Raw genomic sequence first — 21,224 nt, 5'->3', positions numbered from 1 at the left:
AAAATAACAAAAAATTATCATACTTACTAACTAAAAATCATAGTGAGCAGGGTAGTTCCATATCAAAAAACGAAATTTTCAATTAATAAATCAACTTACATGAACGTTTTAAAGTCAACAAAAGAATTTTTTTCAGGAATAGATCAAATTAAATTTGAAGGTAAAGAAAGCAGAAATCCAATGGCATTCCGTCACTATGATGCTGAAAGAGTGATCATGGGAAAACCAATGAAAGAATGGATGAGATTTGCAATGGCTTGGTGGCATACCTTATGTGCAGACGGTAGCGATCCGTTTGGCGGACCTACTATCCATCATCCTTGGTCACAAGGTACAGATGCTGTTTCCAGAGCTAAATATAAGATGGATGCAGGCTTTGAATTCATGAATAAAATGGGCTTCGGTTACTATTGCTTCCATGATATAGACTTAGTAGATCCTGCAGATAACTGGAGAGATTATGAGAAAAATTTGCAGGCAGTTGTAGAATATGCTAAAGAAAAACAACAAGAATCAGGCATAAAACTTCTTTGGGGTACAGCTAATGTATTTACTCATGAAAGATATATGAATGGTGCTTCTACCAATCCGAATTTCGATGTTGTTGCATGTGCCGGTACACAAGTTAAAAATTCAATTGATGCTACTATTGCATTAGGAGGAGAAAATTATGTATTCTGGGGAGGAAGAGAAGGATATATGAGTCTTCTTAATACGGATATGAAACGTGAGAAGGAACATCTTGCCCGTTTTTTATCAATGTCTCGTGACTACGCAAGAGGACAAGGCTTTAAAGGTACTTTTTTAATCGAGCCTAAACCAATGGAACCAACTAAGCATCAGTATGATTATGATGCTGAGACTGTAATAGGTTTTCTGAAAAACTATGGATTAGACAAAGATTTTAAATTGAATCTGGAAGTAAATCACGCTACATTGGCAGGTCATACATTTGAGCACGAATTGCAGGCAGCTGTAGATGCGGGAATGTTGGGAAGTATTGATGCAAACAGAGGGGATAATCAAAATGGTTGGGATACCGATCAGTTCCCTGTTGACTATTTTGATCTTGCACAGGCTTGGTTAGTGATTCTTGAAGGAGGAGGCTTAGGTTCGGGAGGAGTTAATTTTGACGCTAAAATACGTCGTAATTCTATTGATGCGGATGATCTTTTTATTGCTCATGTTTCAGGAATGGATGCATTTGCAAAAGGTTTATCTGTTGCAGCGGATATTCTTGAGAATTCTGATTATAAAAAATTAAGAACAGAAAGATATTCTTCATTTGACAATGGTATCGGAAAATCTTTTGAAAACGGCGAGCTAACTCTGGAAGATCTAAGAAAAAGAGCTATTGAGATTGGCGAGCCACAACCAAAAAGTGGTAAACAGGAATTGTTTGAAGCTCTTGTGAATATGTATATCTAAAAGCAAAAAGTTTAATTAATTAGCTTTTTGTTACCCTAATATTTAAAAACAATATAATAATTATGAACCTATTTTATTTAAGTAAAAGCAATAAGGCGGCAATGTTCTTTGCCATGACCTTATTACCTTCAAGCCTGGTTTATTCTCAAAGTAAAAAAGATACTATTCCAAAAGAAAAGCAGATTGAAGAGGTTGTTGTAATTGGATACGGTACCCAAAGAAAGGAATCTGTAACAGGATCCGTAGCTACTGTAAAAGGTGATGCCTTGCGTGAGGTGCCTTCTGCAAACATTACACAGGCATTACAAGGGAGAACGGCGGGTGTTGATATTAGTCAGACCTCTACAAAACCAGGTGCTCCAATGCAAATTCGTATAAGGGGAGTACGTTCTTTAACAGGAGATAATAATCCCCTGATTGTTTTAGATGGGATCCCTTTTGTTGGATCACTTGGTGACATTAGTTCCAGCGATATAAAAAGTATTGATATCTTAAAAGATGCTTCTGCAACTGCTATTTACGGTTCCAGAGGTGCGAATGGAGTAATACTTGTTACAACTAATAGAGGTGTGAAAGGACAGAAACCAAGATTTAGCTACAATTCCTTTACGGGTGTTCAGACATTGTTTTCAAGATATCCTATGATGGATGGTCCTAAATATGCAAAATTAAGAACAGATGCAGGTAATTTATATGGATTGGGAACAGATGAAACGTTAGGTACAAACACAGATTGGCAAGATCTATATTATAAACCAGCAATGATTACCAGCCAAGATGTTGGAGTTTCAGGTGGAACAGATGGGGGTAATTATAATGTGGGATTATCTTATTTTAAACAGAATGCTTTAGTCCCGATCCAAAATTATGAAAGATTTTCATTTAGAATTGGTTTGGATCAGCAAGTAGGTAAAAATTTTAAGTTTGGTTTTACAACCAATACCAACTATACTGTATCAGAAGGTAACGGTATTGCAGCTGCACCTACTTTAGGTAATTCTCCTTTAGCAAATCCATATAATGCGGATGGGAGTATTAAAAGAACTATCAGCACTGCTTCAAATGTTGATCAGGGTTGGGTATACATAAGGCAAACTGTTGAAAATCTAGGAGACAAATATGTAGATGAAAGCAAAGATTTTGCATCGTATAATAATATGTATGGGGAAGTTACTTTGCCTCTCCCTGGTTTAAAGTATAGGTTAAATGTAGGATTAGATTATCGTACTGCAAACAGCGGAAACTACACTGGTGTAGGTGTATTCAATGTTAATCCATTAGCTCCGTCTGGAGCAGGGAAAGGAAATAATCAAACGTATCATTGGGTTCTAGAAAATTTATTAACCTATGACAGAACTTTTGGTAAACATAAGGTTAATGCTGTAGCCTTATATTCTGCTGAACAAAACAGATTCATAAGCTCTTATATGAGTGCAAGAAATGTTCCTGGCGACTTTTTCCAGTATTATAATTTAGGTCAGTCACCTCAGGCGGATATTTCTGTGAGACCGGAAGACCAAAACTACCAGCAATGGGGTTTGATGTCTTATATGGGTAGAGCAATGTATACATTTGATAATAAATATATGTTGACTGCGACATTTCGTGGAGATGGTTCATCCAGATTAGCTGAAGGAAACAAATGGCATACCTATCCGGCACTTTCTTTAGGGTGGAATGTTGCTAATGAATCATTTATGAAAAATTTCAGCTTTATAAATCAATTCAAGCTAAGAGCGGGATGGGGACAGACATCAAATCAGGCAGTTGCTCCATATTCTACATTAGGTCAATTAACGGTTGTACCTTATAACTTTGGAACTGCAAATGGTACAGGTGTTTATGTAAGTCTCGCTCCTAATGCAAACTTAGGCTGGGAATATTCTAAAACACAAAATTATGGTGTTGATTTCGCATTTCTGAACAATAGATTGACGGGTACTGTAGAATATTATAGAACTAAAACAGAGGGTCTACTACAATCTGTTGCATTACCACCTTCAGGAGGTCTTCCGACACAAACGGCAAATGTTGGTTCAACAGAAAATAAAGGATGGGAATTTTCATTAAACGGCAGTATTTTCAATAATCCCGATGGTTTCTCTTGGGATGCAGGAGTTAATGTATACACAAATAGAAATCAAATTTTATCTTTAGCTTCTGGAAGGGATAGAGATGAAGGAAATCTTTGGTTTGTAGGACATAACATCAATGCATTATTTGATTATCAGAACATCGGACTTTGGCAAAACGGAGATCCTTATTTAAATATTCTTGAACCACAGACAGGAGCTGCGCCAGGAATGATAAAGGTATTATATACAGGTGGTTATAATGCGGATGGAACTCCAATGAGAGCTATCGGACCAGCAGATAGACAGGTGATTGATACTGCACCAGATTGGCAAGGTGGTTTCAATATGCGTTTTGCATACAAAAATTTTGAATTAAGTACAGTTGGTGCATTCCAGCATGGAGGTGTTTTAATTAGTACTTTATATGGCTCCACAAGTTATCTTAATAGATTAACTGGTAGAGGAGGTAACGTAGATGTAGATTATTGGACAGAAGAAAATCCTAATGTAAGATATCCCAAACCAGGTGGACTCAGAGAGGGTGATAATCCAAAATACTCTTCTACATTAGCAATGTTCGATGCCTCTTATCTAAAATTAAGAACAATAACATTAGGTTATAACTTAAAAAGCGAATATCTAAAAGATCTAAATATCAGCAGTTTAAGAATTTATTTTACAGTAACTAATCCTGTTGTTCTTTTTTCACCATATCATAAAGAATCTGGTATGGATCCTGAACCGAATTCATTAGGAGATCAAAATCAGGCAGTGAACTCTGGTTATAGACAGAGACAATTGGTTATTGGTACAAATAATCCATCAACAAGAAACTATTTAATGGGACTTAATTTAACGTTTTAAAAAATAAGGTTATGAAAAATTTAAATAAAAGAATAATTATAGCTTCAGTATTTTTATCATTAACTTTTACCGGATGTAACGAGATCTTGGATGAGCAACCAAGAGCAACTTATACTGTAGATTTTTTCAATACTGAAGATGGCATAAGACAGGGTGTTACTGCACTTTACAGACATATGCGAACGCTCTATGGCAACGGTTATTTTATGAGTAATTGCCAAAATGGAACCGATGAAACCACATGGGGGCAGAGTGCTGATGGAAACTTCAAAGATCTTGATATGACAGGAAATGTCGGAAGTCTTAATCCAAGTACATTCCCTCCAAGTATGATTTGGGGTTCGGTTTTTCCTTACATTAACACAGCAAATGGAATCATTGAAAAAGGGCCAAGTTTCGGAATTGCAGAATCTCTTGTTTCTGAGGCAAGATTTTTCAGAGCATTTGATTATTTTTTATTGGTTCAGACTTATGGCGGTGTTCCTTTAAATCTTGGTTCGGGTGAACTTGCATTCAATACTTCTGCTGTAACTACTTCTACAAGAAATACAGTTCCCGAAGTTTATACTAAAGCTATTTTCCCTGATCTTTTAAAGGCAATTGACAACCTTCCGGCTCAACCAAGGGTTACAGGAGGAGTTACAAAAAATGTTGCTAGATTATTCTTGGCTAAAGCTTATTTAACATACGGTTGGTGGTTGCAAAATCCAAATTCCATCCCAACGTATCCGGAAACACCAAGAACTGATCCCGCTGGACATGATGCACAATGGTATTTTCAGCAGGCATACGATATTGCTTTGGCAGGTATTAACAATCCTGGACCATACTCTTTACAACCTACTTTTTATGATGTGAATGTTGGTTCTAATGATCGTAATAGCGAATGTATGCTTTATGCAGATCACACATCTACAAGCACTTATTACAATGAGAGTGATCCTACAGGGTTTGGATCAGGTTGGTCACCAGATAACTTTGCAGCATGGATGCAGACCTGGAACTATACCAATTTGAAAAGTAGTAAAACGGCATCTTGGGGGTCGTCGGATATTGTAAGTTCTGTTCAGAGAGCAGCTACACAATCACTTGGTAGACCATGGGTACGTATGGCTCCAACAATTGGTGTCATCAAGAATACTTTTGCTGACAAAACTTTAGATTCTCGTTATGACGGAACATTTGTAAGCACTTATAGAGGCAACTGGGAAAAAGCCGGTTTAGGAAATATCACATTGTACAATGCAAACAGTTTGCCAGTACAACCTGGAGGTGCTATCCTTTCGTTCTTAAATGATGATTCACAAACACCAACATATCCAACAGGAGCTGGGCAGAACGGTGTTGGAGCTGGAACATTGCCTGGAAGAGCAGATTGGGTTGTTGCACCTAATGGTATCAGCAGAATGGTATATCCAGGTCTATGGAAGATCGGAACTTACAGCACACTAGATCCAACTGGATTAGGGTATCCAAACGCTGGCTTAACAAGACCTTTTAATGTTGCTAAATTCTCAGAATTTTATTTCATTGCTGCTGAAGCGGCAGTTAAAGGTGCTTCGGGTACAATGTCAGCAAGAGATCTGATCAATGTGATCCGAGCTAGAGCCGGTAAATGGAAATTTAACAATGCGCAGAATGCTCCTATGATAGCAGATAACAGTGCAGCGATGATTGCAGCAACGCCTTCTACGATAACTGTTGACTATATTTTAGCTGAACGTTCTAGAGAATATTATGGAGAATTTTACAGATGGTATGATTTGATCCGTACTCAAAAATGGGAACAATATGCTGCTAGTTATCAGATTGGAGGAGTAAATTACGGAGATCATACTCCAACTACCTTCAACCGTAATATACAGAAATTCCATTATCTGAGACCAATTCCGCAAGGTCAGTTAGATAATATGAGTTTGAGTGCTGCAGAAAAGGCAAAATATCAGAATCCTGGTTATTAAATCAACAAAATACATTCATATTAACAGCAGCAAAGTAGGTGTTCTATTGCACCTGCTTTGTTTTAATTAAAATTTCTAAAGTATTATGGAAAAAACCTGGCGTTGGTTTGGTAAAAAAGACAAAATACAATTAAATATGCTCCGACAAATCGGGGTGGAAGGTATTGTTTCTGCACTACACGATATTCCAAACGGAGAAGTGTGGTCGTTGGACGCAATTAATGATTATAAAAATTATATAGAAAGTTTCGGACTTCGCTGGTCTGTTGTAGAAAGTCTGGCCGTAAGTGAGGCCATAAAATACGGAGGAGAAAACAGAGATCAATTAATAGAAAATTATATTCAGAGTCTTGAAAATCTTGGGAAATCTGGCGTAACAACAATTTGTTACAATTTTATGCCAGTTCTGGATTGGGCTCGTACAGATTTGTTTTATCAGTGGGAAGACGGATCGTCGTCATTATACTTTGATAAAGCTAAATTTGCTTATTTTGAAATTCATATTCTACAAAGAAAAGGTGCAGAAAACGACTATAATTCAGACATTCTTCAAAAAGTAGAAGAACTAAAAAATACTTTAACAGAAGAAGATAATAATGATCTGATAGACTCGATCATTGTAAAAACACAAGGTTTTGTTAATGGAAACATTAAGGAGAGCGACCAGAATCCGGTAGCTATTTTCAAAAGCTTATTGTCATTATATGATGGGATTGATAAAAATCAGCTCCGTCAGAATATGAAATATTTTCTCGAAAAAATAATGCCTGTCTGCGAAGAATGGAATATTCAAATGTGTGTGCATCCCGATGATCCACCATTTTCTTTGCTTGGATTACCAAGAATCGTAACAAACGAAGAAGATATTGACTGGTTTTTAAACGCTGTCGATAATCCTCACAACGGATTGACTTTCTGTACAGGTTCTTTAAGTGCAGGTCTTCAGAATGATGTTCCGAAGCTTGCCCAAAAATATGCTCACCGAACAAAATTTGTTCATTTAAGAAGCACCAATGTCTTTGACAACGGAGACTTTATCGAAGCTCATCATTTAGGTGGAAGAGGAAAATTGATTGAAGTAATCAAAATTTTTGAAAAAGAAAACCCGACTTTACCAATGCGTGTGGATCATGGCAGACTTTTGACGGATGATATTGATAAGGGCTACAATCCAGGCTATTCGTTTTTAGGAAGAATGCTTGCTTTAGGACAAATCGAAGGTGTGATGGCTGCAGTACAATCAGAATTGCAAAAAAATTAAATCTAAAGTTTGCAATAATTTTAAAAATTAAAAAATGAATGAAATATTCAGCATAAAAGATAAAGTAGCAGTCATTACTGGAGCTTCAGGTGTTTTGGGCGGAAGCTTGGCGAAAAGCTTTATTGAAGCCGGAGCCAAAGTTGTTGCTCTTGGCAGAAATCAGGAAACTCTGGATGCCCGTGTAAAAGAACTGGCAGGTTTGGGCGGAGATGCCTTCGCTGTGGAAGCCAACGTAATGAATATCGAAAGTCTTGAAGCTGCTTCAAAGAAAATCATAGAGAAATACGGCAAAATTGATATTCTCCTCAACATCGCTGGAGGAAATATACCTTCTGCAACATTAGCTCCAGACCAATCTTTTTTCGACCTGAAAATGGAAGCCTGGAACGAAGTAACCGATTTAAATATCAACGGAACGGTTTACCCAAGCTATGTTTTCGGGAAAGTAATGGCAGAGCAGGGAAGTGGAAGTATCGTCAATATTTCATCAATGGCAGCCTATTCAGCGATCACAAGAGTGGCGGGATATTCCGCAGCCAAATCTGCAATTACCAATTTTACACAATGGTTAGCTTCTGATTTGGCATTGAAATTTGGCGACAAAATACGTGTCAATGCAATCGCTCCGGGATTTTTTATCGGAGACCAAAACCGTGCAATTTTATTAAATCCGGATGGCTCTTTAACCGACAGAAGTAAAAAAGTTATCGCCAAAACCCCAATGGGACGTTTCGGAAATGCAGATGAACTCAACGGAGCTGTCCAGTTTCTCTGTTCAGATGCCGCAAGTTTTATCACGGGTGCTTTATTGCCTATCGATGGTGGTTTCAGTGCATTCAGTGGTGTTTAAGATTGATATTATTTTCTTCATATAGTTGCAAGGCCTTAGATGATATTATAGATTTCAATTAAGGTCTTGTTTTTAAAGATTTTTACAAAATCAAATCATTTTTAAATTGAATAATGACTCATTCCATTAAAAATAAAGAAGTTTTCGGAGAATCGTTTTTGCTGGAATCGGCAAAGGCAGAGAATCTATATTTCGGATATGCGAAAGAAATGCCGATTATTGATTATCATAATCATCTTGAGCCCGATGTAATTTCAAATAATCAGAATTTCCGTTCCCCAACAGCGATTTGGTTGGATGGCGACCATTACAAATGGCGGGCAATGAGAAATTTCGGAATTGAGGAGCAATTCATTTCAGGCAAAGCTTCGGACTTGGAAAAGTTCAAAAAATGGGCAGAAGTTGTTCCTTTTACGCTTCGAAATCCATTGTTTCATTGGAGTCATTTAGAACTCAAAAATCCTTTCGGAATCAAAGAATATCTTTTACCGAAAAATGCAGATTCTGTTTATCATCAAATGAATGAAAGTTTGCAGGCCTCAGATTTTTTACCACAATCTATCATTCAGAATTTCAAAGTAAAAGCACTTTGCACAACAGACGACCCTTCTGATGATTTGGGTTATCATAAAGCACTAAAAAACAGCGGTTTTAAAACTCAGGTTTTACCCGCTTTCCGTCCTGACTCTTACATCAATATCATTAATCCTGAGCAATATCTTTTGGGTATTAAAAAACTTGAGAATGTTTGCGGAATTTCAATTCAATCCGTTTCAGATTTGTTAAATGCGCTTCAATCTAGAATCAATTATTTTGCAGAAGTAGGAGCCAAAGTTGCTGACCACGGTTTTGAATATTTCCCCGATACCACAAAATGGAATCTGGAATTGGAAACCGAATTTTCTGAATTTTTAAAGGGAAATAATCCAACATTCTCAAATCCGGAAGCGTTGTGCGGTTATCTGTTGAAAGAGCTTTGCAAAATGTACGCTGAAAAAGATTGGGTTCAGCAATTTCACGTAGGAGCAACCCGAAATAATAATTCCGAAATGCTCAGCAAAATTGGAATTAATGCAGGTTATGATGCCATTGGCGAACAATATTTTGCCCAAAGATTGAGCATTCTTCTGGACGAACTGAATTCTGCCGGACAACTTACCAAAACCATTATTTATAATCTTAATCCCACTTTTAATGAAGTTTTAGCAACACTTGCAGGAAATTTCAATGAAGGCGGAATTAAGTCCAAAGTACAGTTTGGTGCAGCCTGGTGGTTTCTCGACCAATTAGACGGAATGAAAAAACAGATGAACACGCTTTCCAACATCGGTCTCATCAGCACGTTCGTCGGAATGCTGACAGATTCCCGAAGTCTCCTGTCATTTTCAAGACACGATTATTTCAGAAGACTTTTGTGCAATATGTTCGGCAGCGAGATGGAAAGAGGATTGCTTCCCAATGATGAAGAGTGGGTAGGAAAAATCATTCAGGATATCTGTTATCACAACACGAAAAATTATTTTGAAATTTAATACAATGCAAGATTCATCTTCCAATAAAATATTATGTTTCGGAGAATTGCTTTTGCATTTTGCTCCCGATTCTGAAGGAAACTGGCTCAATGACCAGTTTCTGAAAATTTTTGTGGGCGGTGCGGAATACAACGTAGCTTCTGCGCTTGCACAATGGAAAAATCCAGTAACACTTCTCTCAGCTTTGCCGGAAAATTTTATAGGAAATCAGTTGGAATCTCAGCTCAAAAATAAAGGAATCGAAATTCTTGTAGAGAAAAACAACGGCAGAATCGGAACATTTTACCTGTCTTCGGACGGCGATATGCAAAATGCATCGGTGGTGTACGACCGTTTTCCATCGGTTTTCACGGAATCGGATTTTAAAACATTTAGCTTCGATGAAATATTTTCAGAAGTAAAATGGCTTCACATCAGCACGATTACGCCAGCATTGAGTGAAAATGCATATCAGAAATGTCTGGATTTAATGAAAGAAGCGGCGTTCAGAAATATTAAGGTTTCTCTTGATTTGAATTACCGTTCCGCCCTTTGGCAGGGCAGAAATCCTTCAGATAAAATTAAAAAACTAATGCCTTTTGTGAATGTTCTGATGGGAAATATCTGGTCAATTCAACAGTTTTTGAATATTCCGGTAGAATATGAATTAAATGGAAAATTCGATGATAAAAACCTTTTAAAGCAGGCAGAAAAATCAGCATTAGAAATTCAGAAACAATTTCCTAATGTAGAATTGGTTGCCAATACATTTCGTTTTACAATCGGCGAAGAAGTCAATTATTTTGCGACTTTATTTGCTGACGAGAAGCTTTTGGTTTCACAACAATATCAATCGGACAAAATTGAAGAAAGAATAGGAAGTGGCGATTCTTTTATGGCAGCCTTGATTCACGGAACTTTAAAAGAAAATTCCTCACAGCAGATTTTAGAAGATGCTACAAAAGTCGCTTTTAAAAAGCTTTTTGTAAAGGGCGATACCATTAATGACAGTATTAATATTGAAAAATTATGAGTTTAATAATACAGAAAATAAAAGACCAGAAAATCGTTCCGTTGTTTTACAACGAATCATTTGAAGTTTCAAAAAATACCGTAAAAGCTTTATACGACGGTGGAATCCGTGTGATAGAATATACAAACCGCGGAACGCAGGCACTGGAAAATTTCATCAAACTGAAAGAAATCTCCGCCACCGAATTTCCCGGACTTTTATTAGGAATCGGAACTGTGAAAAATACAAATGAGCTGGATGATTATACCGATGCAAAAGCAGATTTCATTATTACGCCTGTCATCAGTGAAGAGCTTGTAAAACATTCAGTTTCAAAAAATATCATTTTAATTCCGGGCTGTTTCACGCCTTCTGATGTCAATTTAGCCTTTCAGAACGGACTTCGGTTAGTAAAAATTTTCCCGGCAGATGCTTTGGGCAAAAACTATATAAGTTCCATTCATCCTGTCTTTCCGGGAATGAATTTTATGCCAACCGGAGGAATCAATGCCGATTTTGAAGACATTACAGAATGGCTGAAAGGTGGTGCGATTGCTGTTGGATTGGGAAGTTCGCTCATCAAAACAGATTTTACGGCAGAACAGCTGACTGAAAAAGCACAGAAATTATTAAAAAAACTTAATCAAAACTAAATGCAGGCTCCTAAAAATCACAATATCAGATGGTTTATGCTGTCTTTGGTGTTTCTCGCTACCACGATCAATTATCTCGACCGTCAGGTAATGGGTTTGCTGAAACCTGTTCTTGAAAAAGAGTTCAGCTGGGACGAAAAAGATTACAGCTACATCGTGATGGCATTTACGACGACTTATGCCATTGGTTATCTTGCGATGGGGAGGTTTATCGACAGGGTAGGAACCAAAATCGGTTATGCCGTTTCTTTGATTGTCTGGAGTTTGGCTTCGATAGGGCACGGTTTTGTGAAAAGCACCGTCGGATTTTTGATTGCAAGAAGCACATTGGGAATCAGCGAAGCCGGGAATTTTCCAGCAGCAATAAAATCGGTTGCAGAATGGTTTCCCAAAAAAGAAAGAGCCTTGGCAACGGGGATTTTCAATTCGGGAGCTACAGTCGGAGCTATTTTGGCGCCACTTCTCGTTCCATTTATTCTGGGACATTACGGATGGAGACAAACTTTCGTTTGGATTGGTGCTTTAGGTTTATTATGGATTGTCTTTTGGTGGAGATTTTATTCAATTCCGGAAAAGACTAAAAAATTAAGTCAGGAAGAATTACAATACATCAAAAGCGACCAAGACGGGAAAACGCAGGAACAATCCAAAGTGCCATTGTCCGAAATATTAAAATATAAAGTCACCTGGTCTTTTGCCATTGGAAAAATTCTGACTGATCCAATCTGGTATTTCTTTATGTTTTGGTTGCCTGCTTATTTTTCGGATGTATTTAAAATGGATATGACAAAACCTTCCATTCCGTTGATAATCATTTACAGCGGAACCACGATTGGAAGCATCGGCGGCGGTTATCTTTCTTCATTTTTAATTAAAAAAGGCTGGGCAATCGGAAGAGCCAGAAGTTTCACAATGCTGTTGTTTGCTTTGATGGTTGTTCCGGTAATGTTCTCAAAATACGTCGATAATATGTGGCTGATTACCATCATTATTGCATTCGCCACTGCAGCGCATCAAGGTTGGGGAGCCAATCTGATGACAACTGTTGGTGATAAATTACCTAACAATTATGTAAGTTCGGTTATCGGATTTGGCGGAATGTTGGGTTCAGCAGCAGGAATTATTTTTCCTTTGTTTATCGGAATTGTCTTAGATACTTTCAAGAAAGCAGGAAATATCAATGGTGGATACAACATTATATTTTTCATTGCCGGCGTTTCTTATGTTGCCGCTTGGGGAATTATCTGGTTGATTAATAGGAAAAAAACTGAGATTTCTATCTGAAATTAATGAAATATAAAAAGTAAAAATGAACGTAAAACATTGCATATTAACCATCTGTATTTTCATTAGCGGATTTTCCTCTGCACAGAAAGGAGGAAAATACAAGCTTTGGTATGACAAACCCGCCAAACAATGGGTGGAAGCATTACCTGTTGGAAATGGAAGATTGGCGGCAATGGTTTTCGGCGATCCTTCAAAGGAAAGACTTCAGCTGAATGAGGGTACATTCTGGTCGGGTGGTCCTTCCCGAAACGATAATCCTGATGGTCCAAAAGTGTTGGATTCTATTCGGTATTATTTATTTAACGGAAATTACAAAAGAGCTGAAATCCTTTCCAATAAAGGTTTAACAGCAAAAACACTTAACGGTTCGGCGTTTCAGAATATTGGTGATTTGAATCTTGATTTTACTAATCTTGGCGATGTTAAAGATTATTACCGTGAGCTTGATATTGAAAAAGCAATAACAACGACCACATTTTCCTCCAACGGAACTCATTATAAAAGAGAAGTTTTCGCTTCAATTCCGGATCAGGTAATTGTGATAAAACTAAGTTCAGACAAAAAAAATGCACTGAATTTCAATGCCGGATTCAACAGCGAACTGAAAAAAAATACAAAGGCGATTGATGCTAACACCTTGCAGATGGACGGACTTTCTTCCACATTAGATGGTATTCAGGGTCAGGTTAAATTCAATGTACTGGCAAAATTCATTACTAAAGGAGGAACAACTTCTGTTTCAGGAAACGGAATTTCGCTTGCCAATGCAGATGAAGTGATGATTCTGATTTCGATTGCCACCAACTTCACAGACTACAAAACTTTGAATACTGATGAAGTTTCAAAAAGCAAAAAATATATTTCACAATCAGAAACAAAAAATTTCAATACCTTATTTAAAAATCATCTCAACGCTTACCAGAACTATTTCAAAAGGGTAGATTTTAACCTCGGAACTTCTCCTGCTTCACAATTTTCTACGGATATTCGTGTTAAAAATTTTGCCACCAGTTACGATCCTGAGCTCGTTTCATTATATTATCAGTTTGGGCGTTATCTCCTGATTTCTTCTTCGCAACCGGGCGGTCAGCCAGCGAATCTTCAAGGGATTTGGAACAACTCCAACAAACCGGCATGGGACAGCAAATACACCATCAACATCAATACGGAAATGAATTACTGGCCTGCGGAAAAAACCAATCTGCCGGAAATGCACGAACCATTGATTCAGATGATAAAAGATTTGAGCGTAACCGGAGCAGAAACGGCAAAAGTAATGTACAAAAGCCGAGGTTGGGTAGCACATCACAACACCGATATTTGGAGAATTACAGGCGTTGTAGACTTTGCCAATGCCGGACAATGGCCGATGGGAAGCGCTTGGCTTTCTCAGCACCTTTGGGAAAAATATCTGTACAGTGGAGACAAAAATTATCTTAAATCCATTTATCCCGTTCTGAAATCTGCAACACAGTTCTATGAAGATTTCCTGATTGAAGAACCTACCCACAAATGGTTGGTCGTAAGTCCGTCTATGTCTCCCGAAAATATTCCGCAGGGAAACAAGGGAAGTGCTTTGGCATCAGGAAATACGATGGATAACCAGTTAATGTTTGATCTTTTCAGTAAGACAAAAAAAGCAGCACAAATTTTAAATGTAGATTCAGATAAGATTCCGGTTTGGAACAATATCATTTCAAAATTAGCACCGATGAAAATCGGTCGATACGGACAATTGCAGGAATGGATGGAAGACTGGGACAACCCGAAAGACAATCACAGACACGTTTCTCATTTATACGGATTGTTTCCAAGTAATCAAATCAATCCTGTCACAACACCAGAACTTTTTGATGCTTCAAAAACAGTTTTGTTACACCGTGGCGATGTTTCCACAGGCTGGTCGATGGGCTGGAAAATCAATCTTTGGGCTAAATTGTTAGACGGAAACCACGCCAATAAATTAATAAAAGACCAGTTGACTTTGGTAGAAAAAGACGGTTGGGGCGAAAAAGGAGGAACTTATCCGAATTTGTTCGATGCACATCCTCCATTTCAAATAGATGGAAATTTCGGCTGTACTTCAGGAATTACCGAAATGCTTTTGCAGACACAAAACGGAAGCATTGACATTCTACCCGCACTTCCCGATGAATGGAAAAACGGAAATATTTCCGGACTGAAAACATATGGCGGTTTTGAAGTCAGTATTGTTTGGAAAGACAATCAGGCAACCGAAGTGGTAATCAAATCAAACCTAGGTGGAAATTGCAGAATCAGTGCATCTAATGAGTTACAATTAAAAGGAAAAAACACTTTAAAATTGGCATCAGGAAACAATCAAAATCCTTATTTTGAAATTCCGAAAATCAAAGAACCTATAATTTCGCGAGAAGCAAAATTGAATGAGGTTAAAATGAAAGAAAAATTCACTTATGATTTTCCAACAGAAGCAGGAAAAACTTATATATTAAAAATTAAATAATAATCTAAAAAATATAACAATGAGACAGAGAATAATGCATTCGATTTTTTTAAGAAATAAACTCACTTTGGTGACGGCAGTTTCTTTACTTTCTTTAAGTAACGTTTCAGCACAGACTTTCTCAGACTTTTCCTACCGTGGAAATGATAAAATATACTCAAACAATCCTTTGAAAGAGAATGAATTTTATTCACCGATTCTTCAGGGATGTTATCCTGACCCGAGTATTACCAGAAAAGGAGAAGATTATTATCTTGTAAATTCTTCATTTTCAATGTTTCCGGGTGTTCCGATTTTCACTTCAAAAGATTTGGTTAACTGGAAACAAGTTGGTCACGTTCTGGACAGGCCTTCTCAGCTTAAAGTTGAAAAAGGCGGTGTTTCTCAGGGAATCTATGCTCCGGATATTAAATACAACAAGTACAACGATACATTTTATATGATTACCACACAGATTGCTGGTGGAATCGGAAATATGGTCGTGAAAACAAAAGACCCTGCAAAAGGCTGGAGCGAAGTTCAGAAACTGAATTTTGATGGCATCGACCCTTCAATTTTCTTTGATGATGATGGAAAAGCATATATCGTTCACAATGATGCGCCACCGAAAGGAACTGAGCAATACAATGGTCACCGTGTCATCAAAATGTGGGATTATGATTTAGAAAAAGATCAGGTTGTTGCGGGTTCAGATAAAATTATTGTAAACGGCGGTGTCGATCTTTCTCAAAAACCAATCTGGATAGAAGGTCCGCATTTATATAAAAAGAACGGGAAATATTTTCTGATGTGTGCAGAAGGCGGAACAGGCGGTAATCACAGCGAAGTTATTTTTATGTCAGATTCTACGAAAGGTCCGTTTGTTCCTGCACAAAATAATCCGATTTTGACACAGCGTTATTTCCCGAAAGACAGAAAAGATAAAGTAGATTGGGCTGGTCACGCCGATTTGGTGGAAACTCCTGACGGAAAATATTTCGGAGTATTTTTGGCGATTCGTCCAAACGAAAAAGGACGTGTGAATCACGGAAGAGAAACTTTCATTCTTCCCGTAGACTGGAGTGGAAAGTATCCTGTTTTTGAAAACGGTTTAGTTCCGATGAAACCAAAATTAAAATTACCTGAAGGCGTAAAAAATCAAACCGGACAAACCGGATTTTTCCCGAACGGAAACTTCACGTATAACGATAAACTGACCGAAAAAAACCTGGATTACAGATGGATTGCAATGCGTGGACCACGAGAAAACTTTATTGCAACAGCTAAAAATGGGGTGAAAGTAACTCCTTTTGAAACCAATATCAAAGCTTTGGCTCCGGTTTCGGCATTATTCCACAGATTACAGCACGAAGATTTTGAAACTTCCGTAACACTGGATTTCAAACCGAAATCTGAAAAAGAATTAGCCGGAATCACTTGTTACCAAAGTGAACGATTCAACTACGTATTCGGAATTACGAAAAAAGATAAAGACTTTTACATTGTTTTAGAAAGAACCGAAAAAGGAGAATCCAAACTGATTGCCAGCGAAAAGATTTCACTTTCAAAAACCATCAAATTGCAGGTGGTTGGTGAAAAAGATGATCTTAATTTCAATTACTCTTTGGATGGGAAAAACTTCAAAAACCTTGGCGGTCCGGTTTCCGGAGACATTCTATCCACAGATGTTGCAGGAGGTTTCACAGGAAGCTTGATTGGTTTGTACAGCACATCGTCTAACGATATTAAACCTAATTAAATATCAATAGGAATGGGCTTTAGCCCATTCAATAAAATGAATAACCAAATTGGCTTTAGCCAAAACTTAATATACAAATGCAGGTTTTGACAGGTGAACTTGAAAAGCTTAAAGCAAAACGGTTAATATTAGCAGTGTCACACTGAGCTTGTCGAAGTGTTTTCTTTTAAAATTGGATTAAAGAATTAAATCAACCAACCAAAATATTAAAATTTTGAAAATTAATAAACCATTTTATATAGTTTCTTTATACGGATTTATCGGGCTGAATCTCCTTTCAGCTCAGGTAAATCCTGCTAAGAAACAACAAAAGACAGCATTTACAAACCCAATCATTTGGGCAGATGCACCGGATTTGTCCATCACCAGAAATGGCGATGATTTTTATCTCATAAGCACCACGATGCACCTGATGCCGGGAGCTCCGGTAATGCATTCCAAAGATCTGGTGCATTGGGAAATGTCAAGTTATGTTTTCAATACTCTGAATGACAATTCCAAATATGATTTGCTTGACGGAACGGTTTACGGTCGTGGACAATGGGCTTCTTCAATACGCTATTATAAAGGCAAATATTACGTTTTGTTTTCTCCGAATGACGAGCCTTTCAGATCTTATTTCTATGTGACAGATAATCCTGAAACCGGAAACTGGAAACTGATTACCAGAACCAGACATTTTCACGATGCTTCGCTACTTTTTAATGATGACGACAGGGTTTATGTTTTCACCTCCAATAAAGTTTTTGAATTAAGTCCTGATTTTAAAGAAGTCATCGGAAATCAGGAAGGAACAGAGGTTTTTCAACGAGATTCCTCAGAAACCGGACTTCTGGAAGGCAATCAGATCATTAAAAAAGACGGAAAATATTATATGATGATGATTTCCTGGCCAAGAGGTGGAAAACGCCGTCAGGAAGTTTACAGAGCTGATAAAGTAACCGGACCTTACGAGAAAAAAGTCATTCTGGAAGACAACTTTTTAGGATTTTCTTACGCCGGACAAGGTGCTTTGATTGATGATAAAAAAGGAAACTGGTATTCTTTGATTTTTCAGGATAGAGGAGGCGTTGGACGCGTCCCGATTTTGATTCCTGTAAAATGGGAAAATGACTGGCCGGTTTTGGGTGACAACGGAAAAATCCCTTTGAATGGCGAGGTTCCGCTTCCGCCGTTTAAACCGAAAAATAACATCGTGGAAAGTGATGAATTTTCAAATAAAAAACTAAAAATCCAATGGCAATGGAACCATAATCCTGTGAATGAAGCCTGGTCTTTATCCGAAAGAAAAGGATTTATGCGACTGAAAACCAATAGAATTGTTGATAATATTTATTTGGCTCCAAACACAATCACGCAAAGAATGACTGGTCCGAAATTAAGTGCTGTTGTTGCCTTAGATTTGAAAGGAATGAAAGACGGCGATATTACAGGTTTCAGTGCATTTAATGGCGATTCAGGGTTGTTATCGGTTATAAAAGAAGGCAATCAGAAATTTTTGACTTTTTCTACCAATGAAGTCAGCTTAGATAATAAAACAAAAGCGATTTTGGGGGTTAAAAAGGAAGAGAAAAAGCGTATTCCTTTAACTTCGGATACAATTTATCTTCGTATTGAAGCTGACTTTAACCTTGGAAAAGACCTGGCAGATTTTTCTTACAGCACCGACCAGAAAAACTGGATAAATATGGCAAAAGATTACAAAATGATTTTCGATTACAGAAGGTTATTTATGGGATCTAAATTTGCGATTTTCAATTATGCAACGAAAAATAAAGGAGGTTTTGTGGATGTTGATTTTTTCCGAATAACGGATTCTTCAATCATAAAATAAAACTTTTAGATTAATAATAAAAAAAGAAAAATAATTCCGGTGGATATTATTTTTTTGCCTAAATTAATAAGTGTAAAAAATACAAATAAAAAATTATGAAAAATTCAGTTGTATTTACCTTAGGTTTTGTCTTGTCAGGAATGTTTATTTCTGCACAAACTTTTGATAAACAGGCACCACAAGGTTTTGATGTTGAAAAGAAAGAAATTCCCCACGGGAAAATTGATACCATACAATATGAGTCAAAAACGGTAGGAACTCAGAGAAAAGCTTTGGTTTATACGCCGCCGGGCTTCAAAAAAGGGACTCAATATCCGGTTTTGTACCTGCTTCACGGGATTGGCGGAGACGAAAAGGAATGGTTCAAAAACGGAACGCCCCAGATTATTTTGGACAATCTGTATGCTCAAGGAAAACTGACGCCGATGATTGTGGTTTTGCCGAATGGCAGAGCGATGAAAGATGACAGAGCAACGGGAAATATTATGGCAAAAGATAAAGTGGAAGCATTTGCAACCTTTGAAAAAGATTTGCTGAACGATCTGATTCCTTTCATCGAAAAAAAATATCCGGTTAAAAAAGACAGAGAAAACCGTGCGATTGCCGGACTTTCGATGGGTGGCGGACAAACCCTAAATTTCGGATTGGGAAATATCGACAAATTCGCCTGGGTTGGTAGTTTTTCTTCCGCTCCAAATACGAAAGAACCTCAACAGTTACTTCCGAATCCTGCCAAAGCAAAAGAATTAAAACTGCTTTGGATTTCCTGTGGCGACCAGGACGGATTGATGCCTTTCAGTAAAAGAACTAGTGATTATCTCACGGAAAATAAAATTCCGCACATCTTTTATATAGAACCGGGCGGTCACGATTTCAAAGTCTGGAAAAACGATTTGTACATTTTTTCGCAGTTGTTGTTTAAGCCTGTTGACAAAAGCAAATTTTCTGAATTTACGGTTTTTGGAAGTCCAGCTGAATCAAACATCAGAAACGCACAGTTTCCACAGATTTTACCCAACGGAAAAGCAATTTTCAGAGTGAAAGCTCCGGATGCACAGAAAGTTCAAATCGATTTAGGAAAAAAATACGACCTCAAAAAAGAAAAAGACGGCGTTTGGACGGCTACCACAGATTCTTTGAGCGAAGGCTTTCATTATTATTCTTTATTGATTGATAATGTAGCGGTTGCAGACCCGTCAAGCAAAACATTTTACGGAATGGGAAGATACGCCAGTGGGATTGAAGTTCCTTTTGCGGGAGACGATTATTATGCCCTGAAAGACGTTCCTCACGGCGATATTCGCATTCAGAATTTGTACTCAAAAATCACGAATTCCTGGAGAAGAGTGTTCATTTATACTCCACCTGGATATGATAAAAATGTCAATGAAAGTTATCCGGTTCTCTACATTCTTCACGGCGGCGGCGAAGATGAAAGCGGATGGGCAATGCAGGGAAAAACGAATCTGATTCTGGATAATCTGATCGCAGAAGGAAAAGCAAAACCGATGATTGTGGTAATGCCGGATGCGAATATCGGACCTGCCGGATTTGGAAATTTTGGTATCAGAAATCTTCAGATGTTTGAAAAAGAACTGAAAGAATCCGTGATTCCATTTACGGAATCGAGTTTCAGAGTTAAAAAAGATGCTTCTAACAGAGCTTTGGCAGGACTTTCAATGGGCGGGATTTATACGTTATACACAGGGATTCAGAACTCGGAAATGTTTTCTTCTTTGGGCGTTTTCAGTTCAGGATGGATGCTTCCTATGTTGCAGAATGTAGCGGATGATGAATATAAATTTCTTTCTGAAAACAAGGCGAAATTCAATTCAAATATCAAAAATTTCTGGATTGCGATGGGCGGAAAAGATGATATCGCTTATAAAAATGGTCAGATTATGAATAAAAAATTGGATGAGATCGGGATTAAATATACTTATTCCGAATATCCCGGCGGTCACACCTGGCCGGTTTGGAGAAACAATCTGTATCAGTTTGCTCAGTTGCTTTTTAAAGATACTAAGTAGTTCTTAACCTTCAGAGTCTGTGTTAAATTTAAAAGAACAATTTTTCAACATAAAGACATTAAGATTTTAAAAGAATTATGCTTAATAAATCTTAATCAAAATCAATTCATTGATTTCTTAAGTGTTTAATAATGAGCAAAATTCTTAACTCCTTAATGTTGAAAAAAGAGAAGATAAACTTCGTCTATTAGGATTAAGAAACTTAAGAGTATAAATTTAATTCAAATCCATAATC

At 37.4% G+C, this 21,224-nt stretch carries 13 protein-coding genes; all 13 read left to right on the top strand.

What is annotated here, in order from left to right:
• The first annotated feature begins 99 nt into the window (after positions 1–99).
• Positions 100–1,428: a xylose isomerase gene (gene xylA, locus K0R77_RS01510; RefSeq protein ID WP_300346521.1), complete on the top strand. Its 1,329-nt coding sequence runs from the start codon at positions 100–102 to the stop codon at positions 1,426–1,428.
• Positions 1,429–1,490: 62 nt separating this feature from the next.
• Positions 1,491–4,367 carry a SusC/RagA family TonB-linked outer membrane protein gene (locus K0R77_RS01505; protein WP_300346519.1) on the top strand — a complete coding sequence of 959 codons (2,877 nt, stop codon included), beginning with the start codon at positions 1,491–1,493 and terminating at the stop codon, positions 4,365–4,367.
• An 11-nt stretch (positions 4,368–4,378) separates the two neighbouring features.
• Positions 4,379–6,328 (top strand): RagB/SusD family nutrient uptake outer membrane protein, encoded by a 1,950-nt coding sequence (locus K0R77_RS01500; protein WP_300346517.1) that lies wholly within the window; start codon positions 4,379–4,381, stop codon positions 6,326–6,328.
• 85 nt (positions 6,329–6,413) lie between these two features.
• Positions 6,414–7,589: a mannonate dehydratase gene (gene uxuA / locus K0R77_RS01495; protein WP_300346515.1), complete on the top strand. Its 1,176-nt coding sequence runs from the start codon at positions 6,414–6,416 to the stop codon at positions 7,587–7,589.
• Positions 7,590–7,623: 34 nt separating this feature from the next.
• Positions 7,624–8,439 carry an SDR family oxidoreductase gene (locus K0R77_RS01490; RefSeq protein WP_300346513.1) on the top strand — a complete coding sequence of 272 codons (816 nt, stop codon included), beginning with the start codon at positions 7,624–7,626 and terminating at the stop codon, positions 8,437–8,439.
• A 113-nt stretch (positions 8,440–8,552) separates the two neighbouring features.
• The gene (gene uxaC / locus K0R77_RS01485; RefSeq protein ID WP_300346511.1) at positions 8,553–9,971 is read left to right on the top strand and encodes a glucuronate isomerase; all 1,419 of its coding nucleotides are present in this window, start codon (positions 8,553–8,555) and stop codon (positions 9,969–9,971) included.
• A 4-nt stretch (positions 9,972–9,975) separates the two neighbouring features.
• Positions 9,976–10,983, top strand: coding sequence for a sugar kinase (locus K0R77_RS01480; RefSeq protein ID WP_300346508.1), 1,008 nt, complete (start codon positions 9,976–9,978; stop codon positions 10,981–10,983).
• Positions 10,980–11,615 (top strand): bifunctional 4-hydroxy-2-oxoglutarate aldolase/2-dehydro-3-deoxy-phosphogluconate aldolase, encoded by a 636-nt coding sequence (locus K0R77_RS01475; protein ID WP_300346506.1) that lies wholly within the window; start codon positions 10,980–10,982, stop codon positions 11,613–11,615. Before K0R77_RS01480 ends, K0R77_RS01475 begins: the two co-directional genes overlap by 4 nt.
• A complete protein-coding gene (locus tag K0R77_RS01470) occupies positions 11,616–12,899 on the top strand; it encodes an MFS transporter (RefSeq protein WP_300346503.1) in 1,284 nt (427 codons plus the stop codon).
• Between the two features lie 25 nt (positions 12,900–12,924).
• The gene (locus tag K0R77_RS01465) at positions 12,925–15,387 is read left to right on the top strand and encodes a glycoside hydrolase family 95 protein (RefSeq protein WP_300346501.1); all 2,463 of its coding nucleotides are present in this window, start codon (positions 12,925–12,927) and stop codon (positions 15,385–15,387) included.
• Positions 15,388–15,406: 19 nt separating this feature from the next.
• Complete coding sequence (locus K0R77_RS01460; protein ID WP_300346498.1) at positions 15,407–17,125, top strand: glycoside hydrolase family 43 protein; 1,719 nt, start codon at positions 15,407–15,409, stop codon at positions 17,123–17,125.
• A 214-nt stretch (positions 17,126–17,339) separates the two neighbouring features.
• Positions 17,340–18,959: a glycoside hydrolase 43 family protein gene (locus K0R77_RS01455; protein WP_300346495.1), complete on the top strand. Its 1,620-nt coding sequence runs from the start codon at positions 17,340–17,342 to the stop codon at positions 18,957–18,959.
• 95 nt (positions 18,960–19,054) lie between these two features.
• Entirely contained in the window at positions 19,055–20,989 is a 1,935-nt protein-coding gene (locus K0R77_RS01450) for an alpha/beta hydrolase-fold protein (protein ID WP_300346493.1), read from the top strand.
• The last annotated feature ends 235 nt before the right edge of the window (positions 20,990–21,224 follow it).

The organism is Chryseobacterium sp., from assembly GCF_029240215.1.
Classification (GTDB): domain Bacteria; phylum Bacteroidota; class Bacteroidia; order Flavobacteriales; family Weeksellaceae; genus Chryseobacterium.
The sequence above is the reverse complement of the archived record's forward strand: the minus strand, read 5'-3'. Positions and strand labels throughout refer to the sequence as shown.